Source organism: Paenibacillus canaveralius (assembly GCF_047238265.1).
In the GTDB taxonomy this organism is placed as follows: domain Bacteria; phylum Bacillota; class Bacilli; order Paenibacillales; family NBRC-103111; genus Paenibacillus_F.
Genome location: NZ_JBDFMM010000001.1, coordinates 2112753 through 2133655, shown reverse-complemented (window position 1 = coordinate 2133655; position 20903 = coordinate 2112753). Strand labels below are relative to the sequence as shown.

The following is a 20903-nucleotide window of genomic DNA, read 5'->3' as shown; positions in this document are numbered from 1 at the left end:
TCAGGCGCAAGCACCGTGATACCGGTTTTAGGAAGACGCGATTCGGTTGAATTGCACGATCTGTTTAAAATCATCGGCGTTGTAAACAACACCTTTCGCCGCAACTAAGTCCGACTCGTCCACAAGTAGCATAAAAGGCAAGGCGGTAACTTCGAAATAAGCCTCCATATCGCTCTGATCCATCGTGCTTACCGGAAAGTCCCAGCCGAAAAACTCCCTCATACTCCGATGATCCTCTTCGTCACCGGTAGTAAACAGACGGATAGAAAACGTCGGGTAAGTTTCCGCGATCTTTTGGAGATGCGGCAGCAGATCTATGCAATGGGTGCAATAAACAGAGGCGAACAACAGGACCCGGATGGTGCCCGTTTGGTTCCAGGCCGCCCCTATACTTTCCTTCAAATAGTCCGGAAGTTCAGGCAGCGATGAGCCTAGAGGCAGGCCCGTATCCGATAAGCGGGATGATGGGACAGATGACGTCATGAGTATTTCCCTCCTTGTAAGTTCGTTACACATACCACTGTTTCTGCTGATTCCATATCTCGCTGTACAGACCTTGACGTTCCAGCAATTCCCTGTGATTACCCGTCTCGGCAATTCGTCCGCGTTCCATCACGATAATGCGGTCCGCATTTCGCGCGACTCCGACCCGATGGGAAATGAGGAGAACGGTTTTTCCTTTAAAATGGCTCAGAAGCTCGTTCATCAAGCGCACTTCGCTAAGCGGGTCCAAAGCGGCGGTCGGTTCATCGAACACGACAAGGTCATCGTCATCCCGGACGAAAACGCGGGATAAAGCGAGTCTCTGCCACTGTCCTCCCGACAGGTTGACGGCATCGTCATCCAGAAATCCCAAGCGGCTGTCCAGCCCGTTTTTGAAGGCATCAGCCAGACCTACTCTGGCAAGCATTCGTTCGAGTTTCTCCGAATCTTCGATTTCACCTATATTGCCCGCAGCCACATTTTCTCTTACGTCCGTCATGTACCGGATAAAGTCCTGAAATACGGCGCTGCTTTTCTGCCACATATGAAGGCGGTCCATGTTCTTCAAGCTGACACCGTCGTAAAAGATCGAGTCCTTTTCCGTCTGATACAGCCCGAGAAGCAGCTTAATGAGCGTCGATTTGCCGGAACCGTTCTCGCCCAGAATGGCGACGACTTCCCCTTTCTTGATTTCAGCGCTGATTCCGTTTAGAGCAGGACGGTCTTGATTCGGATATTGGAAGGATAAGTCTTGAATCCGGATTTCCTTATCGAATACAAACGGCTTGCTTCGGACGTTTTTCTCGGCACTGACGGCTACCTCGTTTTGCTCTTCGATCAGGTTCAACTTCTCGATATGCGTGCAGTATTCTTTTAATTGCGAATATGAAGTGAACAATGAGCTGATATTGCTTTCCGTCATGCCGAGCGCCATCGTTATGGCCACATAATCACCGATGCTCAAGGTGCCTGTATAAATTAGGTAAGCTGTTATGGCGGTGACTAATCCGGTGTTCAAGATGGAGACAAGCTCCCCGCGAAAAGTTCGTTGATGATTGATTTTCTCGAGCTTAATTTCCAGATCCGCGGACTCCGCTTTCTTGTCCAGCCAGCGTTTTCGAAAGTACGGAAACAACCGGAATAGCATCATTTCTTTCTGAGTCTCCGAAATTGTGAGTAGGTCGTAATAATAATGATGGCTTCGTGTATTCCTCATCAACTGCTCATTAATCTCAACCCGCCGGCGTACGGCCATCAGATCGTAAACGCCTCTCCACGTGCCGACCAGAAGAGCGAGAATACCCAAAAGCCAATAAGAGTGAAGAAGAAAGAACAGGCTGAGTACGGCGAGAATGAGCTGTTTGACCAGACTGATTGCAATCAAGTATGTATCGTAATATTTGTTGTTGCTGTAAGACCAGTAAGAAAAATCTCCCTTGAAACGCGGGTGCTCTTTCTCGATCAGTTCCGTCTTCTCTACAAGATCGATGAGCTTGCCTTCGGACTGGATGGCAAACATCAGGCTCATCTTACGGCTTTTCAGCTGTGCGTACGCATCCAAAGCCGCCCGGAGAAGTTGAAGCAGGATTAAAAGTGCAATGCCGCCCATCAGCAGATAGAAGTTTTTAATCGTCAGCTGATCCACGATTAACTTGCTGAGATAAACGCTTACATTCGATTGAACGGCGGAGAAGACGTAAGCGAATAAGGAGAAGAGAACTATGATTTTGTTAAACGCGTATACTCTAGAAAAAGCATTCCATGTCGTACGGATTGTAGTTGCGAGCGATCTCATTCGTTCAACTGCTGATTGCGGTAGACGCGTATCAAGGGAGCAGCGGCACGGTTCAAACTGTCTATCTTGTCAAAAACTCCCGCTCCGACCGCCTGTCCGACTTTGTTGAGCACAATCGCATACGGAACCGCGTTTACCATAAGCTGGCTGTGCAGTTTTACCGTTTCGCACCGATGAAGCCGTACCTCAGGGGTGAGTTCTTCACGCAGGTCTTCCACTGACTCCGGGCTTCCTTCGAAAAGGATGCAATAGTTAAAGCCGGGGTGACGGCTCATAAAGGAAGTCGCGAAGTCCATGTTGCAGGCGGAACATGCGGCACTCATCAGGAATACGATCGTTCCGTGTTCGGTATGCCTCATCCATTCAAAGGATACCGGATCCGATTTGGCAAAAAGGATAAGTTCTTCGGGGAAAAATTTCCCCAGCTTGTAATGCTCGATTGTTTGTTTTAAAAATCTTCTATGATCTTTTTCCTCTTGTACCGAATGCACTTTATTCCCTCCCGGTAGAATGGACTGTGTAATTCTTTTGGTGAAGCGCTTTCCTTTATTTGATTTCCTTGCTTATATCTTATCTTTTATCCATTTTAACTTTAAGTAGGTTTTCATTACTTTTTTTGGTACTTTAATGACTTTTATACCTAATACATATAAATATTCTAATATTTAGGATATACATCTAAATAATTCATTCAGAAGAAGCGATTATCTTAGCGCTAAGGATGTTTCTTCCGATTCATTAACACTTTCATCAACTACGCAGTATACAAAAAAAGACATCCTTCTATAAGGATGCCTCTTGCCATCGGTTCAAATCCTATTTTTTTATCAAAGCATAAGACGGCCCCTAAGGGATTCCGCAGAGCGCGTTAGCGCCCTACAATGCTTTGCGCATGACGGCGAATTGCTTTACCGTCGTAAATCCGGCCTTCTCGTATATGCGGATGGCCGGGTTCGTGCTGCCGGTATACAGGGACATGTAATCCGTTCCTATATCCTTGAACGCTTCGCACAGCCTGAAGAAAAGCAGGCTGCCCAGCCCGTGCCCTTCATGCTCCGGATGAACGCCGATGCCGGCAAAATAGCCGCGGCCGTTTTCCTGCCGGATAACGGGACCGGCGAAGCCGACCGCTTGTCCCTGGCGGGCCGCGATAACGACAGGCACGCCGTTTGCCGTGCTTGCGGCAATTTCCTTCTGCCACAGCGGGTTGTCGAAGCCCTGCAGCATGGCTTCTATGCCCTTATGCCGGGCAGGGTCGAACAGCCCGGCGGAGTAGCCTCCGGCAGCGGCCCGCGCTTCCTTGGCCCGGATTTCGTCCGGGATGGAGAATGCCGCCAGGTTCAAGTACATGGCGCATTCTCTGGCCCGCTCGGCATAGCCTTCGCCGAGCAGAAATTCATGCAGGCGGCTGCCCGCCGGAACTCCCGGAGCATTGTTGTGTTCATGTCCCGGCGTATCCGGGATATACCACGGCAGCATCATCGGATTGAAGAAAAGAACATCCGCCTGCTTTTTGCCGAGCTGCCGGAACCGCCTTTCCAGAGCTTCCAGCAGCAGACGGTAATTCGCATCGGTCTGACGGTCCGCCGAGAGCACGATGCAGGTGATATAACCCGCGGCATCGCCTAAAGGAAGGTCGTCGCCCGTGCAGCCGCAGGCGAAACCGACGATTGTTCCATCCGCCTCCCGCATAACGAACGTATTCTCCTCGTCAAAATAAGGACTGGACAGGAAAATCCCGTTAAAGCTCCGGCCCGTCATTTCTTTGTAGCCGTCCTTAACGGCCTCCGTGTTCCACAGCCGGATTACCTCATCCGTAAAGGATTGATTCCATGATTCGATCATCTTGACACTCCCTCTCCCTTTTACCTCATAGACCTGTAATGTCCGCCCGCTGTAAGCCTATCCGGCTTTAAAACATCCCGATTCCCTGCCTGTGCCTATAAAAAAACGGGCTTCCGTAATCCGCCGAGATTCTCGGACAAAGCTCCCGCACGGGCATCGGAAAATGTCCGGATGCCTTCGTGCGGGCCCGCTTTTCGGAATAAAAGCCCGTCTTGTTTGAGTACGCTGCGGTTCCGCCATCCCTGCTCCGTCACAAAAAGAACGGAAATAGCAGGATAAGCGTGTCCGTATTACCCCTTCACCGCACCTACGGTGACCCCTTCAAGGAAGTATCTTTGGAGGCTGAAGAAGAGAACGAACATCGGCAGGGCGGAGATAGTGGCACCTGCCATCATCGGCGCGAAATAAGTCGTGTTCGCAAACCGGAAGTTTTTAAGGCCGACCTGAATGGTCTGCATATCCATCGTATTGGTTACGAGGAACGGCCAGAAGAAGGTGTTCCAGCTGTCCATAAACGTCAGGATCGCCATGACGGCCAATACCGTTTTGGACAACGGAAGAATGACCCGGAAATAAATCTGGAACTGATTGCAGCCTTCAATCTTGGCGCTTTCGATAATCTCGGTCGGAATGCTGCTCATGAACTGCTTGGCAAGGAAGATGTTATACACGGTTACCAGGCCCGGCAGAATAAGCGCACTGTACGTATTCTGAATATGAAAGATGTTTACGATCAGGATATAAAGCGGAACTTGTGTAACCTGATACGGAATCATCATCGCGATCAAAAGGATGGTAAAGAGCATCGCTCTGCCCTTGAATTTGATTTTCGAGAACGCGTAACCGGCCATACTGGCGAAAATCACATTGGACACCATCACGGTCGTGGCTACGATCAGAGAGTTGAGCAGCCAGCGGATGGAATACTCGCTATAATCGAAGAAAAACTTGTAAGATGCCAGAGTAAATTTGGTAGGAAGCAGGGAATAGCTCACCGCACCAGCCTCGATCGGATCTCCGAAAGAAGAAATAAGCATAAAGTAAATCGGGAAAATCGTAGCCAGCGCAAACAGGGTAAGGATTACGATAATGACCGCATTCCGGCTGTATCTGGCTGTGCGATTTCCTGCGTGATTGTTATAGAGCGCCATAGCTCGCCCCCCCTTTCCTCAATATTCCACTTCTTTGCCGAGGAATTTGAACTGAACCAGTGAGATCCCCGCTATAATAAAGGCCAAAATCAGAGACTGCGCGGCCGCTTTGCCGAAGTCGAAGTATTTGAACGCGTTGTTGAACACGAGCAGGCCGACCATCGTCGTCGCATTGTCCGGACCGCCTCCCGTCATGAGATACGCGTTCTGGAAAACCTGGAACGAGCCGATCACACCTGTCACGAGCAGAAACAAAGTAGTCGGTTTCAAGCAAGGAATAACGATGTACCAGAGCTTTTTAAAGAAGTTCGCTCCGTCAAGCTCGGCTGCCTCGTAATAGCTCTCATCGATACCCAGCAGCGCGGCCAAGTAAATAATAATGCTTGTGCCGTGACTGGACAGCCAGGCCATGAGAACCAATGAGAACATTGCGGTAGCGCTTGATCCGAGCCAGTTCTGATTGCTGATTCCGATATAGCTGATCAGTTTGTTCAGTATACCCGACGGCATCGGGTCGAAAATCCACAGCCATACGACCGACAAGGCAACGCCGGAAGCTACGGCAGGCAAATAGTAAATCGCTTTAAACGTCGTCTGCAGTTTTTTCTTCAGCGGAAGAATGAGAATCGCGACCGCAAAAGAAAGGAACAGGGCGACAGGTACCGTCAGAACCGTATAGATGATCGTATTAACGACGGATTTCCAGAACAGCGGGTCTTTAAAGGTCGCGGTATAGTTGTCGAACCCGATAAAGGTAGAACCCAGCGGTCTGTATTTCTGAAAGCTAATGATAAAGGCACTAATAACCGGGTAAGCCGTAAACAGCGCATAGACGAGAAGCGCAACCGCGATAAAGGCATAGCCCCAGGCGCCGTCTCCTCTGATTTTCCGTCTTTTAACCGGTTTTGCTGGTTGAGTCATCTCTCGCACCCCTCTCCATCCTGTAATTCATTCTACATATCAGATAGCCGCATGTTAGTCACACGGCTATCCGATTGTAACCTCTATTCTTTTACGACACCGTCCGCGCCGAACGCCTGCACCGCTGCCGATTTAACCGCTTCGTACATTTTCTCCGGAGTCGTTTCGCCCGAAATGAGCGCTTGAAGCTTAGGAATGATCACTTCTTCTTCCAGTTTGATCGCTTTCGCGCCCAGGTCGGCCGGGATGTCCGGACGGGCAGGAGCCGCGTTCTTCAGCATCGTTTCAACCGCCGCTTTGTTATCGGCATCACGGTTAACGGTCATGCTTTCGGCTTCTTTCTTGCCGCTCTTCGTGATGTGAGCGACAAACAAGTCGTTGTTCGTCGTTGCCGCTATTTTACCGCTTGCAAGGAAGTAGGCCGCTTTCACGACGTTGGCTTTATGCGCGGCCGTCGGTTCTTTCGATCCGCGGAAAGTCACATAACCGTCAACCGCTACACTGGACTGTTGTTTTTGTCCGGCGAAGGTCGGAACCGGCAGAACCGTGTATTCAACCGGAACGCTTCCTTTGACGGCGCTGCCGTCATTGGCTTTCAGCTTCTCGTTGTTTTTCTTGGCGGAGTTCTCGAAAGTCGCCAGGCCTTTACCGGTAATCATCGTTTGACCGGTCAGGAACATGTTCCAGCGCTTGCCGGCGTCGATGGAGCTGAGCTCTTTCGGCATGGAGCCGTCATCGATCATCGTGCGGATGTCTTTTAACACTTCCAGATAGTTCTTGCTGGTGTAAGCGTATTTCAGATCTTTGTTGAACGGTGCAGGCATGCCCGCATTTTTGATCAGGATGTTCAGATAATCTTTCGACGCTACGCCCGCAGTCGCAAACACGAAGCCGTAACGGGATGTTTTGCCGCCTTCGGAAACGACGCCCTTCTTGATCGCTTCGCGGAACTCGTCAAACGTCCAGCCTTCTTTCTGGACTTTCTTCCAGTCGATGCCCGCTTTCTCGAGGTATTCGCGGTTGCCGCCGATCGCGTGAACTTCCATATACGCCGGGAAGCCGTAAAGGCCGTCGCCTTTCTTCATATACTCAAGCGGAGCCTGATCGAAATCTTCCACCATTTCTTTGGTAGCCACGTCTTTGATGTCCATCATCATTTCCTGCTGCATGTACTTCGAAATGCCGTCAGATCCCATGAACGCGATATCGGGAGGGCTGCCCGCATTCACCTGCGTATCCAGCTTCTGTGTAATGTCTTCCCAGCTTGCGGGTTCGATTTTCAGCGTCAGGTTCGGGTACAATGCGTTGAAATCTTTTGCCATCTGGGCAAAATTGTTCTGGTAGCTCGCGGACACCGGCGGAAGCAGGGCTGTGATGGTGTCTTTGGCGTTCGGATCGCCCGCCGCGCCGCCTTCTTTTTTACCGGAATCTCCGCAAGCCGCCAGTGTGGACACTGCCATGGTTAATACCAATACCGATGCTGCTGCACGCAATTTTCTTTTCATGAATAACAAGCCTCCCCCAAGGATATGAAAATTTACACCACGTTTGTCGTGGTTCGTATTGCCGCTTTTAAACTGCCCTCGCACTGATCAAGCACCCGCTGCGCCGAAACGGCGTCCAGGCCGCTTTTGATCATCATGATCGCCAGCTTGCAACTCATGGAAGCGCTTTCCAAAACCACAGCGGCGGTCTTGTCATCCACGCCCGTGGCCGCTTTTATGATTCGTACGGAGCGGTCTTTCAGTTTGATGTTGCTTGCTTTCAGGTCTACCATCAGATTGTTGTAGGTTTTGCCGAGTTTCACCATCGTGCAGGTCGTAAGCATGTTCAGGACCAGCTTCTGTGCCGTACCCGCTTTCAATCGGGTCGATCCCATAATGACTTCCGGCCCGACAACCGGTGCGATGCATACGTCGCAAACGGATTCGAGTTTGGAATGCTTGTTGTTCACAAGACCGATGGTCGCTGCTCCGATTTCCCTTGCCCGGTTCAAGCCGGCAATGACAAATTGTGCGCTTCCGCTGGCCGTAATTCCGATAACCGCGTCTTTATCCGTTACGCCGCACCGTTCGATCAGGGCGATGCCCTCATCTCTATTGTCCTCAAAACCTTCCACAGCTATTCGTAGTGCCCCATCTCCTCCGGCGATATGCCCCTGCACCCGCAGAGGATCGATACCGAAAGTTGGAGGACATTCAGATGCGTCGAGTACACCGAGCCTGCCCGAAGATCCCGCTCCGATATAGAACATTCTGCCGCCGTTTTTAAGAACCCCGTGCAAAATATCAACCGCTTTCACAATTTGCGGTATTTCAGCGGCAACCGCGGCCGGAACCGTCGCATCCTGTTCGTTCATCATATGCAGCATCTGTTCCGTCGTACATTCGTCTATCATTTGTGTCTTCTCGTTGATCTCTTCGGTCGTTAGTCTCGCCAAATACTCATCCACAGCTTTCTCCCCCCATCTGTTTAGTTCAACTTCTTGATTTCATCTTAACGAGAAATTTCAGTTTGGTCAACAGTTTTTGAAATAATATTTTATGATGAAACATTTTATTGTTTTTTTATTTTCTTTTTCTCCTTGCCCTGCGGCATTTTCCTTTTCTTTTCGCGCAAAATAAAAAGGACCTTATCCCGGTCCTTCCTTTGTCTTATTCAAGATAGCCTCCGTTTATGCCAGGACGGCGACCGCGGAGCGGGATACGGCTTCATTGGTCGTTGTCGTCTATGAGTCCGAACTCGACTTCAGAAGGCAGGTCCATGTCGTTCATACCGGACAACATTATCTCATGAAGACGCGGCGCATACTCTTTGGTCAAAATCATACCGCCCAGAATCTTGCAAAGGGTTTCCAGCTCTTGCGGGTCCCATTCCGCCAAGCTCTCTGCGGTAAACGGCACCGGTTTGCCGAATACTTCTACACTCGCGACGGCAAACCGCGCTTTCTCCACCGCGGAAAACCGCTTGAGCAGGGCGGCCGCTTCATCCGCTTTCGTGCCGGACATTTGATTCCCCACCTCTCCGTTTAATTTTAACGCCGCTGCTTTCCCGCCACGATATTGTGCGTTTTGGTTAAATATTTTTTCACGTGTTTGTATTCCGCACTTGCCACACCGGCGAAAAGAATATCTACTACCGTGAGCATCGCAATCCGCGAACCCATCGCGCCGCTGCGGATCGTAATTTCCGGTGTGGAAATGCTAAGCAGGATGTTCGCCTGATCCGCGAGCCGGCTTTTCGTATACTTCGTGATGGCGATCAGACAGGCGCCGTTCTTTTTGGCGATTTCCAGCGCATCGAGAACTTCGACCGTTTCTCCCGAATTGGAGATAAAGATGGCCGCATCCCCCTTCTCCAGCAGTGTTGCCGCCGTCAGCATGCTGTGCCCGTCCGTATAGGTGTGGCACATCTTGTTGATCCGCGAAAATTTCTGTTCCGCATCGATTCCGACCAGACCGGACGCCCCGATTCCGAAAAAGGCGACTCTCCTGCACGAGCGGAGGACGTCAACGGCCCGCGCGATTTCGCTCTTGTCGATTACCTGGAGCGTATCTTCAATGGACTGGCCGTTGGTCCGCGAAATATTCACGATAATCGTGGACAGGTCATCGCCGGGCTGGATATCCCGGTACGGATTCGTTTCCTCTTCGTGCATGGAGCCGAGTGAAGCGGAAATACTGACGATGAAGCTCCGGTAGCCGGAGTATCCCATCGTTTTGCAGAACCGCAGAACGGAGGCGTCGCTGGTTCTCGTCAGCTGGGCCAGATTTTTGATCGAGAGGTGCGGGATTTCCTCCACGTTCTCCAGTATGTACTCGCCCACCGCTTTCTCGACGGGTGTGAGGCTCGTTTTCATCTGCCGGATTTTAATTAAAACGTTATCATTTATGGCCATATTTTTCCCTACTCGCTATAAATTCTTGAAGCTGAACCGGTAAGAAGAGAAGCTGGAACGGCGATGGACATGGTTGACCTCTAAAATAATTTCATCATAAGCGCAATTATTATAAAATACAAGATTAATAGTTAAAATTGAAAAATAATAGCAAGAAGAAGAAAACGGCTCTTACGGAAGAGTAATACCACTCGCCCATAGAAAAAAAGCCCGCAAAATGCTTCGGCAGGAAACGGCTGCAAGCCATTTTCGAAACGCCCGTCATCCAAAGCGGATACCGGCCGAACTCAAATAAAGGGGCCGAATCCGGCAGAGTCTTCGCCGGGCAATGTCTTTCGCCACGCCCAAACGTGACGTCCGGGCACGTACCGCCCATACACAGCCGTTTCCGCAGGCATACGCTGTTGAAGAACGGAAAAGAAACGGAAGGAACGGGCCCGGCCTACCCGTTTCCGTTCCCGCGCTGACTATTCTCCTGCTCGTAAATGTTCATCCGCTCGAAAGCGGCCTCCACCATGAAAGCCCGGGCCAGCTCGGATTTGCCGGTCGCAATGAACATCCGGACCAGAGAACTGCTTGTCTGCATGTTCGGCGTATACGGCGATAAATAGACCGTATCGGCTTTCGTCGTGTTCCGGACGTACTGCTCCAGCTGCAGCTCGTACTCGAAATCCGTCGCGTTGCGGATGCCCCTGACGACCGCCCTGGCACCCGTTTCATTGACATAGTCGGCTACGATGCCTTCGAAAGCGACAATTTTGATCTTTTTGCCGGGAGGAATGGAAAGCCTGACCAGCTCGGTTCTTTGCAAGATCGTAAAACGGTGCTGCTTGGCGCGGTTGTTGGCGACCAGAATGTGGAGCTCGTCGAACAGGTTCGTGGCTCTCTCGATGACCGACGTATGCCCGAGGGTAATGGGATCGAAGCTTCCCGCGTATACGGCTATCATGCCTGCTCCTCACTGACGACAACCGCATCCCGGATCTGTTCGAAGTTCAGCGGCGTATAGTCCCAGTGCTCCACGCACACGTTGAAATAGTTCTTGCCTTCATACTTCTGTCCGTGGATGTGACCGTGCACATTAACGTATGGCATGTGTTTGTTCATATAAAGCGGTTCGTGCGAAAGCAGGAAAAAGTTTTTGTAGAGAACCGGATATTCGCTCACTTCATCAAACCCGGCGTCCAGCCACCAGGAACGGGATCTGCCTCTGTCGTGGTTGCCGAGGATAAGAACTTTATAGCCGTTCAGCCGGCGGACGATTTCCCCCGTCCTTTCCTGATTCAGAAACGAGAAATCACCCAGATGAAAAACTTTGTCTTCGCTGCCGACGACGGCGTTCCATTTGTCAATCATGACAGCCGTCATTTCGTCCGCATCCGCAAAAGGCCGTGACTCGAAATCGATAATCAGTTTATGCCCGAAATGATGGTCGGAAATAAAAAAATCGTTAGACATACGCCGCTCCTCCTTACATATATTTCCGGAATGTTATTCCAGTGGGACTTTATACTTGTTAGTTTACCAACTTCGCCGCAAAAAGGCACGAACGGTACGTTCACCTCCAGCCGGCAGACCAAGACGCGGCACGCCGATACTTTCCGCCAAACAGCACGGCCCGTTCCGGGTCCTTTCTTTTCATCAAAATAAAATCAAGTTTTTTTGGGCGGACAAGGTCCCCCCTATTTTCTTTTACATAAAATGTGGCTAACAAATTAGGACATTCGTCCGTGCGGAGGTAAGATTCATTCCTTCCCCTAAAAGTTTTGCCCTCAAGAAACTTTTTGTTGACAGACAAAAACTGTTTGCCTATACTAACATCATAAAGCAGCGTTAACAGATGGCGGATTTCCATAAATAAAATTTTGCACTCGGCAAACAGTTTGTCCGAAGGGAAAAAAAGAGGTGGACCCTATGTCTTTAACTGAATTGTCATTGGACCAGGTCAGTGTCGGAAGCGCCGTCCGGTTAAGCCGGATCGAAGTACAGGGAGGTATGCGCAGACGGCTCCTTGATCTCGGATTCGTTCCGGGCAACCGCGTGGAAGTGATCCAGCGCAGCCCGCTCGGCGATCCTACCGCTTTCCGCGTCAGTAACACAACCATCGCGCTGCGGAAAGAAGAAAGCTCGCTCATTTACGCGGAGCCGGAAGGAGGCGACAGTCTGTGAAGAAATATACCGTAGCACTGGCCGGCAACCCGAATACCGGCAAAAGCACGCTGTTTAACCGGCTGACGGGACTTCGTCAGCATACGGGCAACTGGGCCGGCAAAACCGTCTTGACCGCGGAAGGCGAATTCGAACGGAACGGAATCGCATACAAGCTCATCGACCTTCCCGGCACATATTCCCTGTATTCGAATTCGGCGGATGAGGAAGCCGCGAGAGATTACATTATTTTCGAGCAGCCGGACGTCACGCTGGTCGTGCTTGACGCGACCTCGCTGGAGCGGAATTTGAATCTCGCGCTGCAGGTACTGGAAATGACCAGCCGTACGGTTGTCTGCATCAATCTGATGGATGAAGCCGAGAAGCTCGGCATCCGGATTGATCTGGACCGCATCCGCGAGAGGCTCGGCGTACCCGTTGCCGCTATTTCCGCCCGCAGCAACAAAGGCATCGGCCCCTTGCTCGATCTCGTCGAGAAGGTCGCGGAAGGCGTCATCCGTCCCGAGCCCCCGCCTATCGAATACAGCGAAGAAATCGAGCGGCAGGTGCGGGAATTGGAGCCCTTCGTCCGTGAGACGCTGGGCGCCCGCTTTCCGGCCCGCTGGATCGCGCTTCGTCTGCTGGACGGAGACGAGAACCTGCTCGCTTCGCTGAAGCAAAGGCTCGGCGAAGCTTCGGAGGCACAAGGACAGGGGGTAATGGGCTATGGCCACACCGCATGCAACTAACCGGCCCGATCCGCTCGATTCGCTGCTGTCGATGGCACAAACGATTACGAGCGGCAGCTCTATCCGGGACGAAATTGTAAGCGACATCTATAAAACGAGCCGCGAGATCTGCGGCGCGGCCGTCCGCTACGAGGACAGGAAGAAGCTTGCGAGCACACACAAGCTAGACAAGATACTGACTTCCAAGCTGTGGGGCTATCCCATTATGTTTGCGGTGCTCGGCGCGATCTTCTGGATCACGATTGCCGGGGCCAACGTTCCGTCCGGCTGGATCGCGGATTTCTTCGGCGTCATCGAAGGCTATCTGACGGCCGGATTCCAGGCCGTCCATGCCCCCGCATGGCTCCACGGCATCCTTGTACTCGGCTTTTTCCGCGGAACCGCCTGGGTGATCTCGGTTATGCTTCCCCCTATGGCCATCTTCTTTCCGATTTTCGCGCTGCTCGAAAACTTCGGCTATCTGCCCCGGGTCGCGTTTAATATGGACCGCCTGTTCAAGAAGTCGGGCGGTCACGGCAAACAAGCCCTGACGATGTCGATGGGCTTCGGCTGCAACGCGGCGGCCATCTTGTCCACGCGGATCATCGAATCCCCGCGCGAAAGAATGCTGGCCATCCTGACGAACAACTTCGTCCCGTGCAACGGCCGCTGGCCTACGCTCATTTTGCTGTCGTCCCTGTTTATGGCGGCAGGTGCGGCAGGAGGATGGCAGACGCTGGGAACCGCTCTGTTCGTCATGGGGCTCGTGCTGTTCGGAATAGTGGTCACCTTGACCGTGTCCTGGGTGCTGTCCAAAACAGCACTGCGCGGTGTGCCCACGCACTACACACTGGAGCTTCCTCCTTACCGGAAACCCCAGATGTGGAAAACGATTCTGCTCGCCTCCCGCGACAAATCGTGGGCGGTGCTCAAACGCGCCGTTATCGTGGCGGCTCCCGCCGGTATCATCACTTGGATTCTGGGCAACATTATGATCAACGGAACGAGCGTTCTTGCCCATACGGCGGCATTCTTCGATCCGTTCGCCCATATGATCGGTCTGGACGGCTATATCGTCATGGCGTTTATACTCGGCCTGCCGGCCAATGAAATCGTCCTCCCCATCCTGCTCATGGGTTACATGTCTTCGGGAGCCATGGTAGATGCGGACGGGATGGACAATATCAAAGACCTGTTCCTGCAGCACGGCTGGACCTGGCTGACGGCTCTTAATATGATGCTGTTTTCGCTGCTTCACTACCCTTGCGGCACGACCTTGTTTAATATTTATAAAGAAACCAAGAGTACGAAATGGACCATTCTTTCGGCCCTTATCCCTTTGGCCATCGCCATCCTCGTTACTTTCGCCACCGCGCAAGCGGCCCGTGCTTTCGGATGGGTGTAACATTTTTATAAAAAAAGAGAACGGAACGGACTCTGTGTGAGTCTGCCCCGTTCTTTTTTATTTTTGCGAATAGGAAACTATAGAAATATTTCCTCGTAAAGGAATAAAAGATAATTATTTCTTTTATGAGGTGTAATTATAAACTTTATCGTGTGAGGTGCAATAATGAAATTTATCGTTTGGCTGCTTAAAGTGATTTTTGTCCTGCCGGCCGTTATTATTACAGAGTTCGTATTCGGTCATCAGGGAACCCTGTTTCTCAAAGAAACGGCCAAACGAGACGATGTTGGCGGAGAACTGTACAGCAAGATCGAAAAACGGTAAGCAAGGATAATCCGCTAAGCCTCCCTATAAAAGCACAAAAGGAGACCGTCCCTAGGGCGTTCTATTTTTTGTTGTTTCCGGAAGAACACGATAGTCTTACCGGGCCGTTTAATACCGAATACGCTCTAAACGGTTGAATGTACTATTCAGGGATACGGAAAGTCCCCCGCGAGCAAACGCAAAGAGACACCGCCATGATCCGGCTGTGCCCCGTGCCCCTGTATAAACATATAATTTACCGTCTCCGTGACGAATTACGACGGCCTCAGCGTGGTCCGCAAGAGCAGTCCTTCCGGTCATGAAGCGGGCGATTTTCCGTACACGTTGCAGATGCGCCGAACGATAAGGAGATCAATCCCACAGGCATGTGGTTTGACCGTCATGTGACGCCGAGCACCGCGCGCTGCGAGCTTGCACGGTGCTGCAGACCGTATCCCATATGCTTAGCAACTCCGTTATGCCGAACCGCCTGGTTTGCTGTTCCCGAGCAAGAGTTCCGGTTTACGGAAGCGCAAGCTTGCCCATCACGGTCGGCCGCGATGCCCCTGTCGCCGACGGCAGATTGTTGGGAATGCCGCGCAGAAAGTCATTGCCGAGCAGCGCGAAGATGACGGCCTCCTTGGCGTCATCGTGCACACCGAGCGCGCCCGAGGTCAGCACCTGCTGGTCCGGCAGAAGCTCCGCCAGCATCGACAGCAGCGTCCGGTTGTGAGCGCCCCCTCCGGAGACGATGACTTCGTCCACGCGGCAGCGCGGGAACACGAACCGCCGGCAGCTCTCGGCAATCGTGCGGGCCGTGAACGCCGTGGCCGTCGCCACGATGTCCGCGTCCGCGAGACCGAGGGCCTGCGCCCGCGCGACAAAATCGGCCGCGTACGATTTGCCGAACACTTCGCGGCCGGTTGATTTGGGCGGCTTCAACGAGAAGTACGGATGTGTCATGGCGTCTGCGACCAGCCCTTCATCCGCACGTCCCTGCGCCGCCCACGAGCCGCTTTCGTCATAGGAATGCCGCCCGCCCGACAGCTGATAGACCACTTGGTCGATCACCATGTTGCCCGGCCCCGTGTCGAAAGCGAACACATCGGACGGCCCCGCCTGAGGGGGCAGGACCGTGCAGTTGCCGATGCCGCCTATGTTCTGGAGCAGGCGGCCTTTCGTTTCATGGCGGAACAAGATGAGATCGCCATAAGGAACCAGCGGCGCGCCCTGTCCGCCGACCGCCATATCGGCCGGCCGGAAGTCGCCGACGACGGGAACGCCCGTCCGCTTGGCAAGGACGGACAGGTCGCCGAGCTGGAGCGTCGAGCGGACGAGGTACGGATTGTCCGCGTCCTCCTCGGGGATGTGCCAGACCGTCTGTCCGTGGGAGGCGATAAATCCGATGCGGTCCATGGACAGACCCGCTTCTCGCGCCGCCTCCAGCGCGGCTTCCGCCATCCGCTCGGCGAGGAAGACGTTCATCCCGCAGACGAGCGCGACGTCCGAGCGGTCGACAGAGCAAAGATCCTTCAGCTTTTCCCGCAGCGCGTCGTCGTAAGGTCTGCTGTAGAAATGCAGCAGTTCCATCCGGGTCTCCGTTCCGCTTCCGTTTATCCGCACAACCGCGGCATCGATTCCGTCGAGCGAAGTGCCGGACATCAGCCCGATAGCGGTGACTTCCTCTTCCTTTTTGCCGAGTATCATGTATACCCCTCCCAAGTTTCGTCTCCGTGCATGCGGAAAACTATGTGGAACAGGCCGCACGGGTTCCGGTTGGCTTCATTATAGAGGGGTAGAAATATTTTTTCAATTAAAATGTTATTTATAAACTTTTATTTCATGTCTGATTCTTTCTGCCTCTTACCTGAACCCTTAACATGAATTACATGACTCAGCGGCGAGATTCGCGTTTGTCCGCCGCTTTTGCTCACTTCGACTTTTTCCGAAAAAACACATCCTCTTTCTCGCGGATAGAGAGGGCGGGCGTAAACACCCATTCCTCTTCGGAACCGGGGATCGCTTCCGCTTGCTCCTGCTCCTGTTCCTGCCCCCCTGTATTGTCTCCGGCTTTGTTCCACTTGCGGATCATGATCCAGGTTACAAGCCCGATGGCGCCGATAAAGCCCAAGCTGACATAGAAGCCCGGGCGGCTGCCTTGATGCGCCAGCGTTCCGCTGACGGCAAGCAAAATAAGGGCGATGCCCGCAAACCGCTTCGTTTGTCCCAGCGCTTTCAGACGGAGCAGTTTTCCCGCCGTTATCAGTATAAACAGCCAGTTGTAGATGAGCAGCAGTCCCGCCGCGGTAGTAATGTATTCGTACACGCCCTCGGGCATGAGCAGGGCCAGCACGATCGAAGCCGCCATCCCGCAGGCCGTCAGACCGAGCGCCGGGATCGGGAGATTTTTTTTCCAGCGGCGGGCGAACAGCTTCGGGGCATCCTTATCTTCCGCTAGCGTCACCAGCATGGTGGTCACCGCGAAAAGCGAAGCCACCATCGTGGAAAATCCGGCGATAATCAGCACCCCGTTGAACACGTGCGGGATAAACGGCAGCCGGTAATGGCTCAGCGCCAGCACGAACGGGCTTTCTTTCGTATGGAAAACGCTCCACGGCAGCAGCGTGACCGCCAGTCCGAGCGAGAGCACATACACGACGGCGAGCAGGAGCAGCATAATTTTCCCCGCCTTCGGCGCTTCTTCCGGCTTCTGCAGCCTGAGGGCCATCAGCCCCATAATTTCGATGCCGCCGAATGCGTAGAAAGCGAAAATAAGCGATGACCAAAGTCCTGCCGCCCCCGCGGGAAACAGCGTTGAAGCTTCTGCGGGAAAGCTCGGCGCCCGGCTTCCGCGAATGACGCCGAACAGGGCAAGCGCCGCAATGACGAGAAACATCACGATGGCGGAAATTTTGATCACGGCAAACAAATTTTCCATCCGTTCGAACCCTTTTGTGCCCAGCAGGATAATGCCGAGCCCGAGAATGCCGTATCCGGTCGCAAATATCCACATGGGAACCGCCGGAAACCAGAAACGCGAAAACAGGGACAACGCCGTCAACTGGCTGCCCATGATGAGCAGCTCCGAGCTCCAGTACACCCACCCGCTGCTGAAGCCGGCCCAGCGGCCGTACGCTTTTTTGGCATAAGAACGGAATGAGCCCTTGATAGGGTCTGCCGCAGTCATTCTTGCCAGGACGTCGAATACCATATAAGTTCCGAAGGCGGCCAGCACGAACGAAATCAGCACGGCGGGCCCGCCGATCGTAATCGCCAGGCTGGAGCCGAGGAAATAGCCGGTTCCGATCGTAAAAGCGACACCCAGAAGGGAAAACTGCCACCATTTCAGCTTTTTTTCGTTTTCTCCGGCCGTCTGTTTCTTTTCCACGGAAGTCTCTCCTTTGTAAATGAGTCATACCTGTCTTTTAAGAAGAGTTCCCCTCCGGCAATCTTTGTATGCCGAATGAGTCTTGCCTTCTGTAGGCGCACAATTCCGGAGAGCGGACGGTCCCGCCCGCCTTATACCGATGCTCTGAAGCGATTGGCGGAACATGTCCGCAAGCAAAAAAACAACCGTCTGCAGGTTGCAGACGGCCGCTGAGCTTGTTTGGCGTTTTCGGTAACAGATCGTTAATGGTGTTTTGTCCTCGTTTGTAAAGGGATTGGGACTTTACCCCTAGTCCGTTATCTCGCGACGGGGTCAGCCGGTTTTCCTTTGGCCAAGTAAACGGTCACCCAACAGGAAACGGCCGCGGTAAGGGAAATAACGACGCCCATCAGGAGCCCGACAAACTGCATGAAAGGATCTTGCTCCGCAGTAGCAGGCGGCAGCAGGAAGATTTGCAGAAGAAGATAGACGCTGAGCACCCAATAAAATGCGCTTCCGATCCCGCCGATGATGCGCTTCTCTTTCTTTGAGCTCCCTCGCGAGATGCTCATTTGAATCCAGATCAGAAAGCTGGTTAACACGCCGATGCCCGCAAACAAAAACAGCGACAACGTGACATTCATCATCATGGTGAACACAACTAGCGCCGTAATGACAAGGAAAATCACCATGTTCACGATAAATAAAAAGCCTCCGTACGCGTAAGGGGATTCCAGTCTGGCCGAAGCGGCCAGTCTCGTAAACCACGGGATCGGACGGAACGTAATTCTCCGAACAAGGATGATTTGGAACAGGACAATAACCAGACCGATCAGCAATAGAACAGTCACTTCCAAGCACTCTCCCTTTTTACTCTGCATGTTTTCCTGATTATAGCAAAGGCGGATACGGTGCAACAAGACGAAGCTCGTTTTTCAGGGATTTGGGGTTTCAGGTCTTTCAGGTCTTTCAGGTCTTTCAGGTCTTTAGAGGCTGTGCTTCCCGCTTTCCATTGACAATGATAGTTGCTTAACATATAGTTGTTAAGACAATTATTTAGCGCGGAGGGAATCAGATGACAACGGAACCCATCTTGTACAAGGACGGCTTGAACGATTCCTTGGGCTTTTTGCTCGGCGTGGCTTACCGGAAAATTTCTAATGTGCTGGCGCAGCGGCTGAAAGAATACGACATCACACCCGAACAATGGTCGGTGCTGTACCGGGTCTACGAGCATGACGGCCTCATCCAGAAGGACATTGCCGCCAGGTCGGGCAAAGACAAGCCGACGACGACACGCATTCTGGACTCGCTGGAGGCGAAGCAATTTATAAGGAAGCAGGTCGGGCAGGGCGACCGGCGTTCTTTTCATATCTACAGTACGGACAAAGGCCGCTCCCTGATCGAGGAAACAAAGCACCTTGAGCAGCAGACCATCCGGGATGCCGCCGCGGGGTTGTCTCAAGAACAATACGACCAGCTCATTTCTTTTTTGCACGGGATTATCGGCAACCTTACTTTGACATCAGAAAGCGAATAGGAGTGTCTGCATCATGTCTAAACATCCAGAAAAGCTGGAACTGCTTCACCATCCGGATACGGGGAAAAGTGAACCGCTCTGGACGAAATCGTTTATTATGCTCACGTTTTGTTATTTTCTTCTGTTTCTCTGTCTGCAAATGCTGCTCTCTCCCTTCCCCACCTATGCGAAGGACCGGTTTCATTCGGGTGATTTCACCTTAAGTCTCTTAACGAGCCTCTTCGCCATCTCGGCCATTATTACCCGGTTCGTGACGGCCGCCCTTATGCGCCGGGTTCACCGCAACACGCTGCTGTTCTGCGGAGTGGCTTTCGCCGCCGTATCGACGGCGGCTTATTCGTTCGCCGGCTCCATGGGCATGCTGCTGGCGCTGCGCGTCTGCTTCGGCATCGGTTTCGGGATGGCCAGCACGGTCATGCCGACGCTGGTCTCCCAGATCATTCCCCGCCGCCGAATCGGCGAAGGGGTCGGGTACTTCGGGCTGTCGAGCAGCCTCGCGATGTCCGTCGGGCCGACCATCGGCCTCGCCATGATCGGCAGCTACGGCTTCGGCCCGCTGACCGCCATGGGCACGGCCGCCGCCGCCCTGATCGTGCCGCTGCTGCTCGGATCGCGGAGCATTCCGCCCCAGCCGGCGGCCGCGGCTGCTGCCGTATCGCCTGCCGGTGAGGCTGCGGACGGCTCTGCCGGCGGAGCCGCGAAGCGCAGCGGCTTCAACAAGAAGCTGCTGCTGCCGGCTCTGCTCAACGCGCTGCTGTCGGTGACCTACGGCGGCCTGCTCAGCTTCATCGCGTTGTACGGCAAAGAAGTGCATCTGGAGCAGATCGGTTTGTTCTTTCTCTTCAACGCGATCACTGTTCTCGTTGTCCGCCCGATCTCCGGCCGCCTGTTCGACAGCAAGGGCCATGCCGCGATTCTCATCCCCGGCGCCTTCATTCTGATCGCGAGCCTGCTCGTTCTTTCCGTGGCGACAACGATGCCGGTGCTGATCGTCTCGGCCCTGCTTTACGGTCTCGGTTTCGGGGCTCTTCAGCCGACGACGCAGGCTTGGATGCTCCGCGAAACGCCACCGGAGCAGCACGGCACCACGAACAGCCTGTTCTACAACTCCATCGATTTCGGAGTGGCTGTCGGCTCCATGCTGCTCGGTCTCGTCGCCTCCGGCACAAGCTATGCGGTAATGTACCGCTATGCCGCCGGTGTAATGGGACTGTTCCTTCTTGTCTATGCCGTTTATATGTTGACACGCCGCCGGAATTCGGACACTCCCGCCGTACCGGCAGTGACCGACATGGAAATCTCCTCTTGAGCGGCGGCTT

General features: G+C 53.1%; 21 protein-coding genes. 6 read left to right on the top strand and 15 right to left on the bottom strand.

Features of this window, described 5'->3' with window-relative positions; all coding sequences use genetic code 11:
- Positions 1 to 27: 27 nt before the first annotated feature.
- The 12 genes from ABC395_RS10080 to ABC395_RS10025 form a co-directional block, all read right to left on the bottom strand.
- On the bottom strand, positions 28 to 483 hold the full coding sequence (locus ABC395_RS10080; RefSeq protein ID WP_413002671.1) for a TlpA family protein disulfide reductase: 456 nt from the start codon (positions 481 to 483) through the stop codon (positions 28 to 30).
- Positions 484 to 508: 25 nt separating this feature from the next.
- Positions 509 to 2278: an ATP-binding cassette domain-containing protein gene (locus tag ABC395_RS10075; RefSeq protein ID WP_413002670.1), complete on the bottom strand. Its 1770-nt coding sequence runs from the start codon at positions 2276 to 2278 to the stop codon at positions 509 to 511.
- Positions 2275 to 2769, bottom strand: coding sequence for a hypothetical protein (locus ABC395_RS10070; protein WP_413002668.1), 495 nt, complete (start codon positions 2767 to 2769; stop codon positions 2275 to 2277). Before ABC395_RS10070 ends, ABC395_RS10075 begins: the two co-directional genes overlap by 4 nt.
- Before the next feature lie 385 nt (positions 2770 to 3154).
- A complete protein-coding gene (locus ABC395_RS10065; protein WP_413002666.1) occupies positions 3155 to 4123 on the bottom strand; it encodes a GNAT family N-acetyltransferase in 969 nt (322 codons plus the stop codon).
- A gap of 290 nt (positions 4124 to 4413) precedes the next feature.
- Positions 4414 to 5274, bottom strand: coding sequence for a carbohydrate ABC transporter permease (locus tag ABC395_RS10060; protein ID WP_413002664.1), 861 nt, complete (start codon positions 5272 to 5274; stop codon positions 4414 to 4416).
- Positions 5275 to 5292: 18 nt separating this feature from the next.
- A complete protein-coding gene (locus ABC395_RS10055) occupies positions 5293 to 6195 on the bottom strand; it encodes a carbohydrate ABC transporter permease (RefSeq protein ID WP_413002663.1) in 903 nt (300 codons plus the stop codon).
- Between the two features lie 83 nt (positions 6196 to 6278).
- Positions 6279 to 7700 (bottom strand): ABC transporter substrate-binding protein, encoded by a 1422-nt coding sequence (locus tag ABC395_RS10050; protein ID WP_413002661.1) that lies wholly within the window; start codon positions 7698 to 7700, stop codon positions 6279 to 6281.
- Positions 7701 to 7732: 32 nt separating this feature from the next.
- A complete protein-coding gene (gene murQ / locus ABC395_RS10045; protein ID WP_413002659.1) occupies positions 7733 to 8647 on the bottom strand; it encodes an N-acetylmuramic acid 6-phosphate etherase in 915 nt (304 codons plus the stop codon).
- 259 nt (positions 8648 to 8906) lie between these two features.
- Positions 8907 to 9203, bottom strand: a complete 297-nt coding sequence (locus ABC395_RS10040; RefSeq protein WP_413002658.1) for a hypothetical protein — start codon at positions 9201 to 9203, stop codon at positions 8907 to 8909.
- A 26-nt stretch (positions 9204 to 9229) separates the two neighbouring features.
- The gene (locus ABC395_RS10035; protein WP_413002656.1) at positions 9230 to 10093 is read right to left on the bottom strand and encodes a MurR/RpiR family transcriptional regulator; all 864 of its coding nucleotides are present in this window, start codon (positions 10091 to 10093) and stop codon (positions 9230 to 9232) included.
- Between the two features lie 442 nt (positions 10094 to 10535).
- Positions 10536 to 11042 (bottom strand): pantetheine-phosphate adenylyltransferase, encoded by a 507-nt coding sequence (gene coaD, locus ABC395_RS10030; protein WP_413002654.1) that lies wholly within the window; start codon positions 11040 to 11042, stop codon positions 10536 to 10538.
- Entirely contained in the window at positions 11039 to 11551 is a 513-nt protein-coding gene (locus ABC395_RS10025) for a phosphoesterase (RefSeq protein ID WP_413002652.1), read from the bottom strand. Before ABC395_RS10025 ends, coaD begins: the two co-directional genes overlap by 4 nt.
- Positions 11552 to 12007: 456 nt before the next feature.
- Here ABC395_RS10025 and ABC395_RS10020 point away from each other — a divergent pair, with 456 nt between their 5' ends.
- The 4 genes from ABC395_RS10020 (at position 12008) to ABC395_RS10005 (ending at position 14698) form a co-directional block, all read left to right on the top strand.
- Complete coding sequence (locus ABC395_RS10020; protein WP_413002650.1) at positions 12008 to 12262, top strand: FeoA family protein; 255 nt, start codon at positions 12008 to 12010, stop codon at positions 12260 to 12262.
- The gene (locus ABC395_RS10015; protein WP_413002648.1) at positions 12259 to 12990 is read left to right on the top strand and encodes a FeoB small GTPase domain-containing protein; all 732 of its coding nucleotides are present in this window, start codon (positions 12259 to 12261) and stop codon (positions 12988 to 12990) included. The genes ABC395_RS10020 and ABC395_RS10015 overlap by 4 nt, the downstream gene beginning before the upstream one ends.
- A complete protein-coding gene (locus ABC395_RS10010; RefSeq protein WP_413002647.1) occupies positions 12968 to 14374 on the top strand; it encodes a nucleoside recognition domain-containing protein in 1407 nt (468 codons plus the stop codon). Before ABC395_RS10015 ends, ABC395_RS10010 begins: the two co-directional genes overlap by 23 nt.
- Positions 14375 to 14539: 165 nt before the next feature.
- Positions 14540 to 14698 (top strand): hypothetical protein, encoded by a 159-nt coding sequence (locus ABC395_RS10005; RefSeq protein WP_413002645.1) that lies wholly within the window; start codon positions 14540 to 14542, stop codon positions 14696 to 14698.
- 501 nt (positions 14699 to 15199) lie between these two features.
- Here the strand turns inward: ABC395_RS10005 and ABC395_RS10000 are convergent.
- The 3 genes from ABC395_RS10000 to ABC395_RS09990 all read right to left on the bottom strand — a co-directional run bounded on the left by ABC395_RS10000 (position 15200) and on the right by ABC395_RS09990 (position 18895).
- Positions 15200 to 16384, bottom strand: coding sequence for an anhydro-N-acetylmuramic acid kinase (locus ABC395_RS10000; protein ID WP_413002643.1), 1185 nt, complete (start codon positions 16382 to 16384; stop codon positions 15200 to 15202).
- Positions 16385 to 16607: 223 nt separating this feature from the next.
- Positions 16608 to 18065, bottom strand: a complete 1458-nt coding sequence (locus tag ABC395_RS09995; RefSeq protein WP_413002641.1) for an amino acid permease — start codon at positions 18063 to 18065, stop codon at positions 16608 to 16610.
- A gap of 296 nt (positions 18066 to 18361) precedes the next feature.
- Complete coding sequence (locus tag ABC395_RS09990; protein WP_413002640.1) at positions 18362 to 18895, bottom strand: hypothetical protein; 534 nt, start codon at positions 18893 to 18895, stop codon at positions 18362 to 18364.
- Between the two features lie 224 nt (positions 18896 to 19119).
- Between ABC395_RS09990 and ABC395_RS09985 the strand changes: the two genes are divergently transcribed.
- Both ABC395_RS09985 and ABC395_RS09980 read left to right on the top strand, forming a co-directional pair.
- Positions 19120 to 19584, top strand: a complete 465-nt coding sequence (locus tag ABC395_RS09985; RefSeq protein ID WP_413002638.1) for a MarR family winged helix-turn-helix transcriptional regulator — start codon at positions 19120 to 19122, stop codon at positions 19582 to 19584.
- A gap of 13 nt (positions 19585 to 19597) precedes the next feature.
- Positions 19598 to 20893 (top strand): MFS transporter, encoded by a 1296-nt coding sequence (locus ABC395_RS09980; protein ID WP_413002636.1) that lies wholly within the window; start codon positions 19598 to 19600, stop codon positions 20891 to 20893.
- Positions 20894 to 20903 lie beyond the last annotated feature (10 nt).